This window comes from uncultured Brevundimonas sp., assembly GCF_947305955.1.
Taxonomy (GTDB): domain Bacteria; phylum Pseudomonadota; class Alphaproteobacteria; order Caulobacterales; family Caulobacteraceae; genus Brevundimonas.
The window spans coordinates 16,560-29,944 of sequence record NZ_CAMZFB010000038.1 but is presented as its reverse complement, the minus strand read 5'-3'; the positions used below and the strand labels follow the sequence as shown (position 1 = coordinate 29,944).

The 13,385-nt window shown below is 63.1% G+C and carries 13 protein-coding genes; 5 read left to right on the top strand and 8 right to left on the bottom strand.

The genetic code is table 11. The features are described 5' to 3' along the window. Window positions 1–117: 117 nt before the first annotated feature. From polA to Q0Y42_RS10260, 6 genes are all read right to left on the bottom strand, one after another. Entirely contained in the window at window positions 118–3,024 is a 2,907-nt protein-coding gene (polA, locus tag Q0Y42_RS10285) for a DNA polymerase I (protein ID WP_297803353.1), read from the bottom strand. A gap of 110 nt (window positions 3,025–3,134) precedes the next feature. Next, window positions 3,135–4,202, bottom strand: a complete 1,068-nt coding sequence (obgE, locus tag Q0Y42_RS10280; protein WP_297803351.1) for a GTPase ObgE — start codon at window positions 4,200–4,202, stop codon at window positions 3,135–3,137. Between the two features lie 123 nt (window positions 4,203–4,325). Then, on the bottom strand, window positions 4,326–4,460 hold the full coding sequence (locus tag Q0Y42_RS10275; protein ID WP_297803349.1) for an entericidin A/B family lipoprotein: 135 nt from the start codon (window positions 4,458–4,460) through the stop codon (window positions 4,326–4,328). Between the two features lie 75 nt (window positions 4,461–4,535). Further along, on the bottom strand, window positions 4,536–6,281 hold the full coding sequence (locus Q0Y42_RS10270; protein WP_297803347.1) for a sensor histidine kinase: 1,746 nt from the start codon (window positions 6,279–6,281) through the stop codon (window positions 4,536–4,538). Between the two features lie 2 nt (window positions 6,282–6,283). Then, window positions 6,284–6,892: a sigma-70 family RNA polymerase sigma factor gene (locus Q0Y42_RS10265; protein WP_297803345.1), complete on the bottom strand. Its 609-nt coding sequence runs from the start codon at window positions 6,890–6,892 to the stop codon at window positions 6,284–6,286. After that, window positions 6,889–7,086 carry a NepR family anti-sigma factor gene (locus Q0Y42_RS10260; protein ID WP_297803343.1) on the bottom strand — a complete coding sequence of 66 codons (198 nt, stop codon included), beginning with the start codon at window positions 7,084–7,086 and terminating at the stop codon, window positions 6,889–6,891. Before Q0Y42_RS10260 ends, Q0Y42_RS10265 begins: the two co-directional genes overlap by 4 nt. Window positions 7,087–7,288: 202 nt before the next feature. On the opposite strand from Q0Y42_RS10260, the gene Q0Y42_RS10255 reads away from it, so the two are divergent. Next, a complete protein-coding gene (locus tag Q0Y42_RS10255) occupies window positions 7,289–8,077 on the top strand; it encodes a response regulator (protein ID WP_297803341.1) in 789 nt (262 codons plus the stop codon). A 217-nt stretch (window positions 8,078–8,294) separates the two neighbouring features. Then, a complete protein-coding gene (locus tag Q0Y42_RS10250) occupies window positions 8,295–8,702 on the top strand; it encodes an acyl dehydratase (protein ID WP_297803338.1) in 408 nt (135 codons plus the stop codon). Between the two features lie 61 nt (window positions 8,703–8,763). On the opposite strand, the gene Q0Y42_RS10245 is transcribed toward Q0Y42_RS10250, so the two are convergent. After that, window positions 8,764–9,543 carry a SapC family protein gene (locus tag Q0Y42_RS10245; protein ID WP_297803336.1) on the bottom strand — a complete coding sequence of 260 codons (780 nt, stop codon included), beginning with the start codon at window positions 9,541–9,543 and terminating at the stop codon, window positions 8,764–8,766. Between the two features lie 166 nt (window positions 9,544–9,709). On the opposite strand from Q0Y42_RS10245, the gene Q0Y42_RS10240 reads away from it, so the two are divergent. From Q0Y42_RS10240 to Q0Y42_RS10230, 3 genes are read left to right on the top strand one after another with little or no spacing between them, the layout of a single operon-like run. Then, on the top strand, window positions 9,710–10,210 hold the full coding sequence (locus Q0Y42_RS10240; RefSeq protein WP_297803334.1) for a Fur family transcriptional regulator: 501 nt from the start codon (window positions 9,710–9,712) through the stop codon (window positions 10,208–10,210). After that, window positions 10,210–11,085, top strand: a complete 876-nt coding sequence (locus tag Q0Y42_RS10235; protein ID WP_297803332.1) for an alpha/beta hydrolase — start codon at window positions 10,210–10,212, stop codon at window positions 11,083–11,085. The genes Q0Y42_RS10240 and Q0Y42_RS10235 overlap by 1 nt, the downstream gene beginning before the upstream one ends. Continuing rightward, window positions 11,078–12,070, top strand: coding sequence for a hypothetical protein (locus Q0Y42_RS10230; protein WP_297803330.1), 993 nt, complete (start codon window positions 11,078–11,080; stop codon window positions 12,068–12,070). Before Q0Y42_RS10235 ends, Q0Y42_RS10230 begins: the two co-directional genes overlap by 8 nt. A gap of 6 nt (window positions 12,071–12,076) precedes the next feature. Here the strand turns inward: Q0Y42_RS10230 and Q0Y42_RS10225 are convergent, their stop codons facing one another. Then, entirely contained in the window at window positions 12,077–13,234 is a 1,158-nt protein-coding gene (locus Q0Y42_RS10225; RefSeq protein ID WP_297803328.1) for an aminotransferase class V-fold PLP-dependent enzyme, read from the bottom strand. Window positions 13,235–13,385 lie beyond the last annotated feature (151 nt).

The following is a 13,385-nucleotide window of genomic DNA, read 5'->3' as shown; positions in this document are numbered from 1 at the left end:
AACGACGCCGTCCGGCACCATCTGCTTTACCATGTCCTGCATCAGCGTGCTGCCGTCTTTCATAAAGGGGGCGTCCGGATAATCCGGACGCCCCTGATTTTCATCTCTGCCTTGGGATCAGTGCGCCTGATCCCAGTTGGCGGCAGCCTTGGCTTCCACCTCTAGGGGAACGCTGAGGGCGACGACCGGTTCTGCGGCCTTTTCCATCACCGACTTGATGATCTTCAGCGCGCGTTCGGCCTCGGCCTCGGGGGCTTCGAACACCAATTCGTCGTGCACCTGCAGCAGCATGCGGGTTTTCAGGCCCGCATGCTCAAGCGCCTTGGGCATGCGGATCATGGCGCGGCGGATGATGTCGGCGGCGGCGCCCTGAATGGGGGCATTGATGGCGGCCCGCTCGCCGAACTGGCGCTCGGCACCCGACTTGGAATGGATGGCCGGAATGTGGATGCGGCGGCCGAAGATGGTCGAGACGTAGCCGTCGCGTTTCACCGCTTCCTTGATGCGGTCCATATAGTCGCGGATGCCGGGGAAGCGTTCGAAATAGGTCTTGATATAGGCACCGGCCTCGCCCTGATCGATGCCCAGCTGGTTGGCCAGACCAAAGGCCGAAATGCCATAGACGATGCCGAAATTGATCGCCTTGGCGCGGCGGCGCGTCTCGGAGGGCATGCCCTCGATCGGTACACCGAACATTTCCGATGCCGTGGCCGCGTGGATATCCAGCCCTGCCTTGAAGGCCTTCTTCAGTTCTGGAATGTCGCCGATGTGGGCCAGCAGGCGCAGTTCGATCTGGCTGTAGTCGGCGGAAATCAGCACATGGCCGTCGCGCGCGATGAAGGCCTGACGGATTTCGCGGCCCGTCTCGGTGCGGATCGGAATGTTCTGCAGGTTCGGATCAGACGAGGCGAGGCGGCCCGTCGAGGCGGCGGCCAGCTGATAGCTGGTGTGGACGCGCTCGGTCCTGGGATCCATCGCTTCCAGAAGGGCGTCGGTATAGGTGCTCTTGAGCTTTGACAGCTGGCGCCAGTCCAGGATCAGGCGCGGCAGTTCGTGCGTCAGCGCCAGGTCTTCCAGCACCGAGGCATCGGTACCCCACTGGCCCGACGCGGTCTTCTTGCCACCGGGCAGGTTCATATCCCCGAACAGAATCTCGCCGATTTGTTTGGGGCTGCCGATGTTGAAGGGACGGCCAGCAACCTCGTGGGCCTTCTTTTCCAGCTCGTCCATGCGCAGGCCAAAGCTGCTGGACAGACGGCGCAGCAGGGCAGGGTCGATACGGATGCCCGCCAGTTCCATGTCCGACAGCACTGCCGGCATCGGGCGCTCCAGCGTCTCATAGACGGTCAGCAGGCCCTGTTCGGCCAATTGCGGCTTCAGGATTTGCCACAAACGAAGGGTCACATCGGCGTCCTCAGCGGCGTATTCGGTCGCCGCCTTCAGATCGACGTGTTTGAACGACTTCTGGCTCTTGCCGGTACCGGCCACCTGTTTGAACGGGATGCACTCATGGCCCAGCAAGCGCTTGGCCTGTTCGACCATGCCGTGCGCGTGCAGACCGCCGCCTAGCACATAGGACAGCAGCAGGGTGTCATCGATCGGGGCAACCGTAATGCCCTGATTGGCCATGACGGTGATGTCGTATTTGCCGTTCTGCATGACCTTGAGAACCTTGGGGTTCTCCAGCAGCGGCTTGAGCGCCTTCAACGCCTCGTCGCGGTTGATCTGGATGACAGGCGCGGCCTCGGACGGCTCGTCTCCGAACAGTCCGCCGCCCGTTGCCGAGGGCTCGTTCTCGTGGGCCAGCGGCACATAGCAGGCCTGGTTCGGACCGATGGCCAGCGACAGGCCCACCAGCTCGCCATGGGTCGAGGACAGGCGATCCGTCTCGGTGTCAAAGCCGATGACACCCACCGATTCCGCGCGCGAAATCCAGGCTTCAAGCGCCTCGATGGTGGTCACGCACTCGTAGGCGCTGCGGTCGAAAGTCTGGGCTTCGGCGGCGGTTACGCTGGCATCGCCATAGCGCGGCGTGGCGACCGGTGCCGCCATCGACGCGGCGCGCTTGGGTGCAAAGGCCGATGTGCCATTGTCCGTCGTCTTGCCATCGCCCACACGGCGTAGCAGCGAACGGAACTCCATGGTTTCGAGGAATTCACCAAGGACCGCCGGATCAGGATCGCGCAGGACAAAGTCCTCGATCGGCTCGGGTGCGGGCGCATCGCACGTCAGCTTCACCAGTTCGCGCGACATGCGGATCTGGTCGGCAAAGTTGATCAGGGTTTCGCGGCGCTTGGGCTGTTTGATCTCGCCCGCACGGGCCAGAAGAGTGTCGAGATCGCCGTATTCGGTGATCAGTTGGGCTGCGGTCTTGGGGCCGATGCCGGGGGCACCCGGAACATTGTCGACGCTGTCGCCGATCAAGGCCTGAACCTCGACCACCTTGTCAGGGGTAACGCCGAACTTCTCCATCACGGCGTCTTCAGCCAGTACCCGGTCCTTCATCGGGTCCCACATGACCACGCCGTCGCCGATCAGCTGCATCAGGTCCTTGTCGGACGACACGATCACGGCCTCGCCGCCCGCATCGCGGACCTTGCAGGCATAGGTGGCGATCAGGTCGTCGGCCTCATAGCCCGCCAGTTCGACACACGGCACACCAAAGGCCTTGGTCGCCTCGCGTACCAGCGGGAACTGCGGCACCAGATCCTCGGGCGCGGGCGGACGGTGGGCCTTGTAGCCATCGTAGAGGTCGTTGCGGAACGTCTTTTCCGAATGGTCGAAAATGGCGACCAGGTGCGTCGGGCCGTCCTCGCCCTTGGTGTCCTTCAACAGCTTCCACAGCATGTTGCAGTAGCCCTGCACCGCGCCCACCGGCAGGCCGTCCGACTTGCGGGTCAGGGGCGGCAGGGCGTGATAGGCCCGGAAAATATAGGCCGAGGCATCGATCATCCAAAGCCGCACGGGCTTGTCCGTGGAAGACGCTTCTGGTGCGGCGGGGGTGTCGGTGGTCGCTTCGGTCATAGGGGCACAATAGGGGGCGGCGGGGCCGCCGTCATCACGGCAAAAAACAAAACCCCGTCCGGTCGGCTGACGGGACGGGGTTTGCGAAGTTCGGGGGGAGGGGGGCGCTATTAGAGCGGTGACCAGCCACCCGGCGTTTCATAGACGGTATCGTCTTCTTCCTCGGCGATCACGTCGCGGTCACCGCGCAGCTTGCGCACCTCGGAATAGGCCGCGCGCAGCAGCTCGGTCACGCCTTCGCCCGACACGCCCGAAACCAGCATCGGACGGCGTCCGGCCACCGCTTCGAGGGCGTCGGCCTTTTCGTTGCGCTCTTCCTCGGTGAGGGAGTCGATCTTGTTCAGCGCAAGGATTTCGGCCTTGTCCGCCAGACCGTCGCCATAGGCTTCCAGCTCGCCACGGATGATGTTGTAGGCACCCACAACATCTTCCTGCGTGCCGTCGATCAGGTGGATCAGGCTGGCCGAGCGTTCGACGTGGCCGAGGAAGCGTGTGCCAAGGCCCGCACCCTCGCTGGCCCCTTCGATCAGGCCGGGGATGTCGGCGATGACGAAACGCTCCGTTGGCGACAGGTCCACCACGCCGAGGTTCGGCACCAGCGTCGTGAACGGATAGTCCGCAACCTTGGGCTTGGCCGAGGACACAGCCGACAGGAAGGTCGACTTGCCCGCGTTCGGCAGACCGGCCAGACCGATGTCGGCGATCAGCTTCAGACGCAGCCAGATCCACATTTCCTCTCCCGGTTGACCGGGGTTGGCGTGGGTCGGGGCCTGGTTGACCGGACCCTTGAAGCGGGTGTTGCCCCAGCCGCCGTTGCCGCCCGCCAGAAGGCGATAGCGTTTGCCCGCCTTGTCCATGTCGACAATGACGGTTTCCTTGTCTTCCGACAGGACCTGGGTGCCGACCGGAACGCGCAGTTCAATGTCCGCGCCCTTGCCGCCGTGCATCTGGCGGCCTTGGCCGTGGTGGCCGGTCTGGGCTTTGAAATGCTGTTGGTAGCGGTAGTCGATCAGGGTGTTCAGGCCGTCCACGGCCTCGATCCACACATCGCCACCACGGCCGCCGTCGCCGCCGTCCGGACCGCCGTTGGGAATGAATTTCTCGCGTCGGAACGACACGGAGCCTGCGCCGCCGTTGCCCGAGCGAATGTAGATTTTGGCCTGATCGAGGAACTTCATGCGCGCCTTATGGCCGAAGTTAGTGGCTTTTTACAGGTGTAGTGGCTTTCAGAGGTGTCTTCCGACAGCAAAAAGGCTTCCTCCAGCGGGGAGGAAGCCTTCTCAAGCGACAATGGGGTCGGCTTATTTTGCGTCGCGGGCAGCATCTTCGACGGCTGCACCGGCGGCTTGGGCATCGCGGCCTACGCCTTGGACGGTATTGCAGGCTGCCGTTGCGAGCGTTGCTGCGGCCACGGCGAGTACAAGAATCTTACGCATATCGTTATCCTTTGTGGTTGCCAGTTTTGGAAACGGTCGCAGCAAAGTTAACGCAGCCCCTATGGGCAGGTTCCGTTACAAAGCGGGGATGCCCGGCCCATGCTCGATCAGACGCGGCGTCTCGAACTCCAGTCGCGCCAATGTGCCGCCGTTGGGGCCGGGTCCGGTCGAGGCCGTGCCGCGCAACTGTTTGGCAAAGGCTGTCATCAGCGTCAGACCCACACCGGTGGATTCACCATCCATGCCGGGGCCATCATCCTCGACCTCGATGACACTGGTGTCGCCTTGGACGTGGAAACGCACCTTCAGCTCACCCCCGCGTCCGGCAAAGGCGTGTTTCTGGGCGTTGGAAATTGCCTCGACCAGCCACAGCGCCATGGGGGCCAGTTTGTCGGGGTCGATGTCCAGCGTATCGGCCTCGACCGAGCTTTTCACCATCGGCCCGCGCAGGGATTCCGAGGACACCAGATGGCCGACCAGCTCGTTCAGGAAGACGCCCGCCTCGGCGTGCCTGACATCCTCGCCCTGATAGAGGGTGCGATAGATGAGGGCGAGCGCGGCAATCCTCTGACGGGTATCGCCCAGCGCCGCACGGGCCGCGGGGTCATCCACCGCGCGCTGCTGCATCGACAGCAGCGAGGAAATGATCTGAAGGTTGTTCTTCACGCGGTGGTGGATTTCCCGCAGCAGGGCGTCCTTTTCCTGCAGGGCCTCGGTCAGGGCGGCGTCCCGACGGGTGATGTTGTCGGCCATCTCGTCCATGGTGAAGGCCAGATGCCGGATTTCCAGCGGCGCATTGCTCGCCTGATCGGGGCGGATCGTATAGCGGCCCTTGGCATAGATGGCGGCGATCCGGTCCAGATAGTCCAGCCACCGGATCACAGTCCGTTCCGACGCCAGCATGGCCGCCGCAAAGGCCGTCAGCCACGCCGCCAGCGGCAGGGCCAAAAAGCGGATCGGGTTATAACGCGCCCACGACCACGGCGACGGGGCAGGGGCACTGACCACGGCATAGACGTCCTGATCGCGGAAACGCGAGGCCGCGAAAATACGGGTACGTCCATCCTCGACCTTGTGTCGGAACACGGTGGGCTTTTCGCCGCCCTGTTGGGCCAGCCAGCTTTGGAAATCGTCCAGACGGGCCACCTGCCATGCGGCTTTGTCATCGCTCAGCGGCCGGCCTTGGCCATCATACAGGACGGCGGTGGTGTCGGGCGGCAGGCTGGCATCCTGACCGGCCTGCGCCAGTTTGGATGTCGGGATGACGGCGATCAGAGCGCCATCGAAATCGCCCAGGGGGCGGGTCGCACGCTGGACCAGAGCAATCTCGCTTTCCGGCTCGTCCAGATGCAGCAAGGTGCGGTCGTGGGGGCGCGGCATGGACAGCGCACGAAACCACGGCAGAGCCTGGGAATTCGCAAAGCGCGCGCCATCCGACCGGTCGGAGGTGCACAGAAGATTGCCCTCCTTGTCCAGACGATGCAGGGCCGTGATTTCGTCAATCTGCAGGACAAGAGCCGACATGCGTCCGTCGCAGTCGAACATCTGACCCTCGGGGGCGATGATGTTCAACAGCACGCCGACGCGCGTGAAAATGCCTTCGGCGTCGCGGATATTACGGTTGGCTGCGACGATCAGATCGGCCTGCAGCGCCTCGTTACGGGTCTGGAACTCACTTCGGACCTGAACAAGGGCCAGAAGGATAAACGGCAACAGCGCCAGGGCCATGGAAAAGCCGAGACGGGCGCGGATGCCCTCGATGCGCGTACGGCGCCTGAACTCGCCCGCACGGGGCCACCAGCGTCGCAGGCGGCCAAACACGCTTAGTCCTGTGCGCCGCCGCTAAGGCGATCCGCATCGGCAAGAATGGAACGCATGGCATCGCCCGCGGCCTTGCCGTCACGCGGATAGCCCCCGCGTTCCAGTGCAGCCAATAGCGCCTTGCGGGCGCGCGACACGCGGCTTTTCACCGTGCCAACCGCGCAATCACAGATCGCGGCGGCTTCTTCATAGGCGAACCCGCCGGCACCGACGAGGATCAGCGCTTCGCGCTGTTCTTCCGGCAGGGTGGCCAGCGCCTGACGCAGTTCGTCCAGCGCGACAGGGGCTTCGGGATCGTCTACGGCGATAAGGGTCCGTTCGGCAGCTTCCTGATCGAGCTGCGTCGAGCGCCAGGAGCGGCGCTTTTCGGAATAGAATTGGTTACGCAGGATCATGAAGGTCCACGCCTTCATGTTGGTACCCATCTGGTATGAGGCGCGGGCGTCCCACGCCTTCATCATTGCTTCCTGTGCGAGGTCATCAGCGGCGGTCGCATCGCCAGTCAGTGTGCGTGCGAAAGCGCGGATGTGGGGGATAAGTCCGACAAGCTCTCGCTTGAAGGCCTCGTCATCCGCAGAGGGCGGCTTTGGTGCCGCGCCGTTTGATGTCATGCCCCACCTTTGGTTTCACGTTGGTCAGCGGTCCTGAGGATAGCTAAGAACTCGTCAGGAATGGGTTCGTTAACCACCTCGTCGAAGAGATGACGCAATTTTACGCCGATCGCTTGCTGGCGAAGTCGCGCTTCATCAATGTCGACATCGTCAGCGTCGATATCGGTTTGGATGAGTTGAGATTTTTCCGTCATTAACTCTAGGACCGTCCCCCGCTCCGGCGATTGAGTTACCGGAGGCGCTGTGTGGTGTAACGCCAATCAGGCTCTACTGTTCCGCCTAGATAGCAAAATATGTAAAACGGACTGTAAAAATCGGAACTGCGGCAAAGGTTATTCGTTTAACCTTTCTGTCTTATGAAGCCGAGTGTGGCTACAGACATCGGGGAACTCAAGAATGAGCCTTCTGGCTAGACTAGCGCCTCACCTTCCGTACGTTCGTCGTTTCGCACGCGCGCTTACGGGCGATCAGGCAACCGGTGACCATTATGTTCGCGTCGCACTGGAGGCTCTTGCCGCCGGTGAGCGTCAGCTTCCCGCCGATATGACGCCGCGGGTGGCTCTTTATCATGTTTTCCACGCGATCTGGTCGTCGACGGGCGCGCATCTGGAACAAGAAGGCTCGGGCGCAGGCGATATCGAAGAGACCGCCAGCCGCCGTCTGATGAAGATTTCGCCAGCCTCGCGTCAGGCCTTCCTGCTGACGTCGCTGGAAGGCTTCACGCCGTCCGAAGCGGCCCAGATTCTGGGCGTGGACGTCAGTGCCGTAGAGCGCCTGATTACCCAGGCCCAGGCCGATATCGATGCCGAGCTGGCCACCGATGTCCTTATCATCGAGGACGAAGCCATCATCGCGGCCGACATCGAAAGCCTCGTGCGCGAGCTGGGCCACAATGTCACCGAGACCGCCACGACCCACACCGAGGCTGTCGAGGCGGTGCGCCGCTACCGTCCGGGTCTGGTGCTGGCTGATATCCAGCTGGCCGATGGCTCTTCGGGTATCGATGCGGTCAAGGAAATCCTTCAGGACATCGATGTGCCGGTGATCTTCATCACCGCCTTCCCGGAGCGCTTGCTGACGGGCGAGCGTCCGGAACCGACCTTCCTGATCACCAAGCCGTTCCAGCCGGAAACCGTGAAGGCCGCCATCAGCCAGGCGCTTTTCTTCCATCCGGTCCAGCGCTGATCATCAACGCAAAGGGCAGTGGAACCCCCGCTGCCCTTTGACGTTTGGTAGCCGTGTCCTCTGCTAATCCAGGTCTCGGATGCAGGCAGGCGTCACGACTTATTTCTCGATGATGCGACTTAAAGCGGGCGGCCGGAGAGGGCCGCCCCTTTTTTATGCTCGACACGGCCCAAGGCGGCTGTGTCTATAGACGGGCCTGTCGGGGGAGCGGATCCGGATGAAAGACCTTCTGAACATCCATTATGAACAGATCGAAATTGGTCAGGTGGTCTCGCTGGGCGTGGCGGCGGTCGATCCCGCATCGCTCGCGGCCTTTATCGAGCGGTTTCTGCCCGGTTGGGACGACAGCTATGGCGCGCCCGATGCCATGGTCTATGCGCTCTGGAGCCGTCTGTGCGCGGACACTTGCGGTACATGGGCTGGGTTCAAGCAGTTGGCCGTCGATGGCGTGCGCTTTCATCGCAACCCGCCGCAGGGCGAGCTGCTGCGGGGTCGGATGACCATTATGGGCAAGGATCCCGTGGGGGATGTGAAGGGCGTGGTCATTGCCCAGCACGACCTGTTGGACGAAGCCGGACGCCTTGTTTTTTCCTGTCTGACACGCGGCCTCGTCGCCCGCGCCTGAGACTATAAAAAAGGCCCCGCAGCGTTACTGCGGGGCCTTTTCTCAATCTGCCTGAAGCGGATTAGGCTTTGTCAGCGGCGGCCTGACGCGAGACGGCCAGGGCGATCAGACGATCCCAGCCAGCCAGCGACACGAGGTGGGCGTAGATCTGGCCCAGAGCGCCGTTGTCGCGCAGTTCGGCCAGCTTCTTGGCCGGCAGCTTCTTCAGCTTGTCTTCCGAAACGGCGAAGTACTCTGCCAGCTTCTGCGGGGTGCCCGGGGTGCCGTCCGGGTTGCGCGGGGTGAAGTTGGCTTCCTTGACTTCGAACAGGTCCAGTTCGTTCAGCAGGGCCACGAACGACTCGGTGCGGATACGCTCTTGTTCGAAGTTGTTGCAGAACTCCATCGCGTTCTTGACGTAGGCGCTCGGCTCATTGCCTTCGAACAGCGGGGTCTCGCCGCCTTCGACGAAATACGGCGCAGCGCGGTCGATGCACAGGATCATGCGCTGTTGTGCGTCGTCGTTGGCGAAGACGAACGGATAGCGACGGGCATAGGCCGGGATGTAGGCGTCCGAACGGATGTCACCGTCGGTCACAAACAGGTTGTCATTGGCGCTCAGACCCATGGCGGCGACCGGTTGCTTGGTCTCGCCGACGAAGATGACCGGATACGACAGGGCGGCCGGAGCAAACTCGGTGACGGTCAGCGGCACAATATTGGTCTGACCGATGAAGGCGTACGGCTTGTCGACCGGCTTGACGCCGAGCTTGCCGTGGGCCTCGACCGACAGGGGTTCCGGCTGCGAGTAAAAGAGAACGGTGCCGGTGAGGCCGGCGTTTTGAGCAGTGGTATCGGTCATTGAAGTTTCTGATGTTCTAGACAGAAAAGAGGCGCGTTCTAGCCCATAGCGAGGCCGCGGGCAAACGCAGGTCGGAATACTCTGAACCACGTTTTGCCAGCCACGACTACCCCTGAACGATCGGGTGTGGTTGCAGGAACGCGCTGAAAACCTTAGCTCTAGTCCCATGACAGTCGCACCATGCCATCATGAACACAGCGGAAATGCGCGTGGTGCGCCCGAGGTCGCCCGTATTTTGGCGGCTGTAGAGGCCTCCTGCACCTCGCAGGGCGAGCGGATGACCGCGCCGCGCCGCCGTGTGCTGGAGCTTCTGTTGGCGGCGGGCGAACCTGTAAAAGCTTATGACCTTATCGCCCGATACGGTGCGAACGGTGAGGCGGCCAAGCCGCCGACGGTCTATCGCGCCCTCGAATTTCTTGAACGTTGGGGGGTGGTCCACCGCATCGCCTCCATCAGTGCCTATGTCGCCTGCTCGGCTCAGGACGACGATGTTAAAGCCCACGCGGCGGCCTTCCTGATCTGTGATTGCTGCGGCAGCACCGCCGAGGTCGCAGTGCCTCTGGGCGATCTTGCCCTCGACAAGGCTGCCCTCGCCGTTGGCTACGACATCAGCCGGACCACGATCGAAGGTCACGGCAAATGCGCCCATTGTCGGGAAGCGGCTTGATGGACGGCAGTATGATCGCCGAGCCGCGCCGTTTTTCTGTTCCCATCTCCAACCGTTTCGGGTCCGGCGAGATGTCGGTGCTGGAGTTCGGCCCGACCGACCGTCCCGTGGACTTGGTCTTCCTGCACGCTAACGGTTTCAACGCCTATACCTATCGCGGCCTGCTGACGGTTTTGGGCCAAGGCTTGCGTATCTGGGCACCCGATCTGCGCGGCCATGGCCAGACAACACTGCCGACGGTGGTGAAGGGCCGACGCAACTGGCACGATCACCGCGATGACTTGATCGCCCTGCTCGATAAGGTGGAGGCGCCATCGGTCATGGTGTGCGGCCATTCTATCGGTGGCACCACGGCGCTTTTGGCAGCGGAGAAGCTGCAATCGCGCATTCGCCAGCTTTTATTGCTCGATCCGGTGATCTGGCCGCCTCTGACAACCGCCGCCTTCGGCGTGCCCGTGCTGTCGCGCATTCCGACGCAGGTGCCGATTGTGAAGTCGACGCTTCGCCGCCGTGACGTGTTTGAGGCCCGCGACCAGGCTTTTGCCTCATGGCAGGGCAGGGGTGCGTTCAAAGGCTGGCCCGATGAAGTGCTGCGGGACTATTTGACCGGCGGCCTGCTGCCAGCAGACGACGGCTTCAAACTGGCCTGTACGCCCGCTTGGGAAGCTTCCAACTATTCGGCTCAAGCCCATAACCCGTGGCGCGCCTTGCGCCGCTGTAGTGGACCAATCACCATCCTCAAGGCCCAAGCGGGCAGCCTGTGTGCGGTGACGCCGCGTCCGGGCGTCGATGTCCGCACCGTAAAGGGCGGGGGCCACCTCTTCCCGATGACCCACGCCAATGTGGTCATCGAGGCCGTCCACGAACTTGTCTAGGCGGATCATTGCGGGCCTGCTGGCGGGGGCAGGGCTAGGCATCCTTGTCGTCGGCATTGCGATCATGGTCTGGGCCGGACTGGCGGACCAGCGTCGCCCCCTTCGCGTGGCTGCCGATGATGAGGCGCTCGAAGCGCTGCTGGAAAGCGCACCCTATATCCGCCTCAGTGCGGGGGACCGTCCCGTCACCATTATTGCGCCACGCGATGCGCCGGGGCTGGAACGTTGGGTGTCCGACGATGTGGCACGCCTGCGCGAACGGGGGCGTGAGGTGCGGCTCGTGCTGGTACCGTCGGGCCACGGCGGCGCGGCGGAAGAGGCCACGGTGGCCGAGCTGTGGGCCAGCCGCGACATCACCCTATTGCGGGAATGGTTCTCGATGCGGGCCGAACACTGGACCGCTATCGGCGTCCCGTCCGCAGCCTCTTCCAGCGAGCGCATGGCGATATTGGCTGAGGCCAAGGCCTTTGGACGTGCGGTCATGCGGGCGATTTCCGGTCGCGAGGATGATAACCGCTGGCCGGTCATCGTCTGGCGCGATGGCGCGAACCAACTGGCCGCCTGTCGCTGCAATACCGCTGCGGCGTCCGATGCGGCACGCTATGCCCTGCGGATTGACGGCAGTGACGAGGATGAACTGGTCGTCGGCTTTGCCGATGACGAAGCCCTGCCGCCCTCCGAATACGACGATGCCGATGAGGATGACGGCACCGCCGACTATCCCGATCTTCCCGTGCCGGACGATCTTGGCCGCAACACCCTGACGGATGATTGGGGCGAGGAGAGCGAAACCGTAGCGCCCCTTTCGCCGTCGCCCTATCTGCCCGGTGATGTGACACCGGAACCTGCCCCGCGCTCCGCGCCCGCACAGACCGTTCCGCAACGCCCGCGCACCGAACCGCGGCCGCGACCGTCTGCGCCCCCGCGCGTCGTCAACCGCGAGCCGCCCAAGGCGGAAAAGGACGCCGAGTCCCTGTTCTACTGACGGGCCTTAGATCGAACGGCAGATATCGATCAGCCGCTCAAGATCGGCATCATCCTGATAGGGGCCAAAGCCGAAGCGGATGACGTCGTCGCGAACATCGGTGACGACATGGCGCTCCAATAGCTTGGCCCGCAGAGACGCGGCATCGGCGTGGCGGATGGCCAAAAAGCGCGCGCGCGGCCCGTTGCCCTCCACGGGGTTTAGCCATTCGGCCCCCGCCCATGCCGTCCCCTCGCTGGAGGCTATAGCCTCCTGAAAACGGCCCATCAGTTCGCGCGAGTGGCGGGCCATGGCGGCGACATCCGCGCCTTCCTCGCGCAGCATCTCCTGCACGGCGGTGAAACGGTAAAGGGCGCTGACATCGAACGTCGCCCCCCAAAACCGTCCGCCATCGGTGCGATACCCGACACCGCCCGGCGGGCCTTCCAGATCGCCAAACTCGGCAAACCAGCCGGTGATAACGGGGCGTGCGCCAAAGCCTTCCGGCGCGTGCAGGAAACAGGCTCCTTCGCCCGCCATGGCGTATTTATAGCCGCCCGCAATGTAGAAGACGCGGTCGGCAATGGCGCTGAGGTCCGTCGGCGTCGCCATGAAGCCGTGATAGCCGTCGATCACCACCCACGGCCCCTCGGGCTTGGAAAGTTCGGCCAGCGCCGAGAGATTGCCGCTTAGCTGACCCGTGCGGAAAAACACCTGACTGACAAAGATCAGATCATGCCCGCCCGCCTGCGCTGCAGCCAGAAACCGCGCTTCAAACGTCTCGATAGGGGCAAGGGGGATGCGGGTGACGATAACCTCGCCCGCCTCTTCCCATCGCTCGGCCTGACGCCGGAAAGAGTGGAACTCCCCATCGGTGGACAGGATGCGGACGGGCTTGGCCTCCACCGCCGAGACGATGCGGAGCAACAGGTCATGAGTGTTGGAGCTGAAGACCACGCTGTCGGGCGACGAAAGACCTAATAGCGCCGCCACATCCTTCTGCGCCTTGGGGATCACCTTGCCAAAGATCAGGTCCCATTTGCGGTCGGCGTAATGGTTCGCCTCTGCCCAGGCCCGAACCTGGGCGTCAAAGGTCACATCTGGCCAAAGATGGTGGCTGTGGGCCGCGAAATGCAGCCGCTGCGGATCAAGCGATAAGGCGCGAGTGAAACGGTGCTTCAACATGGCACCACCTTACCGTGTTCTCTCCGCGGCCCAACAGAAAAGGGCGGAAACCGAAGTCCCCGCCCTTAAATCTTGGTATGGTTACCGCTCAAGTAGCGGCGCTAGCCAAGTAGATTATTGCCGCTCAAGCAGCGACCGACCGCGTCGGTCG

What these genes read in the sequence shown, in the direction of transcription:
- polA (WP_297803353.1), bottom strand. Translation starts at nt 3,024, where the DNA reads ATGACCGAAGCGACCACCGACACCCCCGCCGCACCAGAAGCGTCTTCC.
- obgE (WP_297803351.1), bottom strand. Translation starts at nt 4,202, where the DNA reads ATGAAGTTCCTCGATCAGGCCAAAATCTACATTCGCTCGGGCAACGGC.
- Q0Y42_RS10275 (WP_297803349.1), bottom strand. Translation starts at nt 4,460, where the DNA reads ATGCGTAAGATTCTTGTACTCGCCGTGGCCGCAGCAACGCTCGCAACG.
- Q0Y42_RS10265 (WP_297803345.1), bottom strand. Translation starts at nt 6,892, where the DNA reads ATGACATCAAACGGCGCGGCACCAAAGCCGCCCTCTGCGGATGACGAG.
- Q0Y42_RS10260 (WP_297803343.1), bottom strand. Translation starts at nt 7,086, where the DNA reads ATGACGGAAAAATCTCAACTCATCCAAACCGATATCGACGCTGACGAT.
- Q0Y42_RS10255 (WP_297803341.1), top strand. Translation starts at nt 7,289, where the DNA reads ATGAGCCTTCTGGCTAGACTAGCGCCTCACCTTCCGTACGTTCGTCGT.
- Q0Y42_RS10250 (WP_297803338.1), top strand. Translation starts at nt 8,295, where the DNA reads ATGAAAGACCTTCTGAACATCCATTATGAACAGATCGAAATTGGTCAG.
- Q0Y42_RS10245 (WP_297803336.1), bottom strand. Translation starts at nt 9,543, where the DNA reads ATGACCGATACCACTGCTCAAAACGCCGGCCTCACCGGCACCGTTCTC.
- Q0Y42_RS10240 (WP_297803334.1), top strand. Translation starts at nt 9,710, where the DNA reads ATGACAGTCGCACCATGCCATCATGAACACAGCGGAAATGCGCGTGGT.
- Q0Y42_RS10235 (WP_297803332.1), top strand. Translation starts at nt 10,210, where the DNA reads ATGGACGGCAGTATGATCGCCGAGCCGCGCCGTTTTTCTGTTCCCATC.
- Q0Y42_RS10225 (WP_297803328.1), bottom strand. Translation starts at nt 13,234, where the DNA reads ATGTTGAAGCACCGTTTCACTCGCGCCTTATCGCTTGATCCGCAGCGG.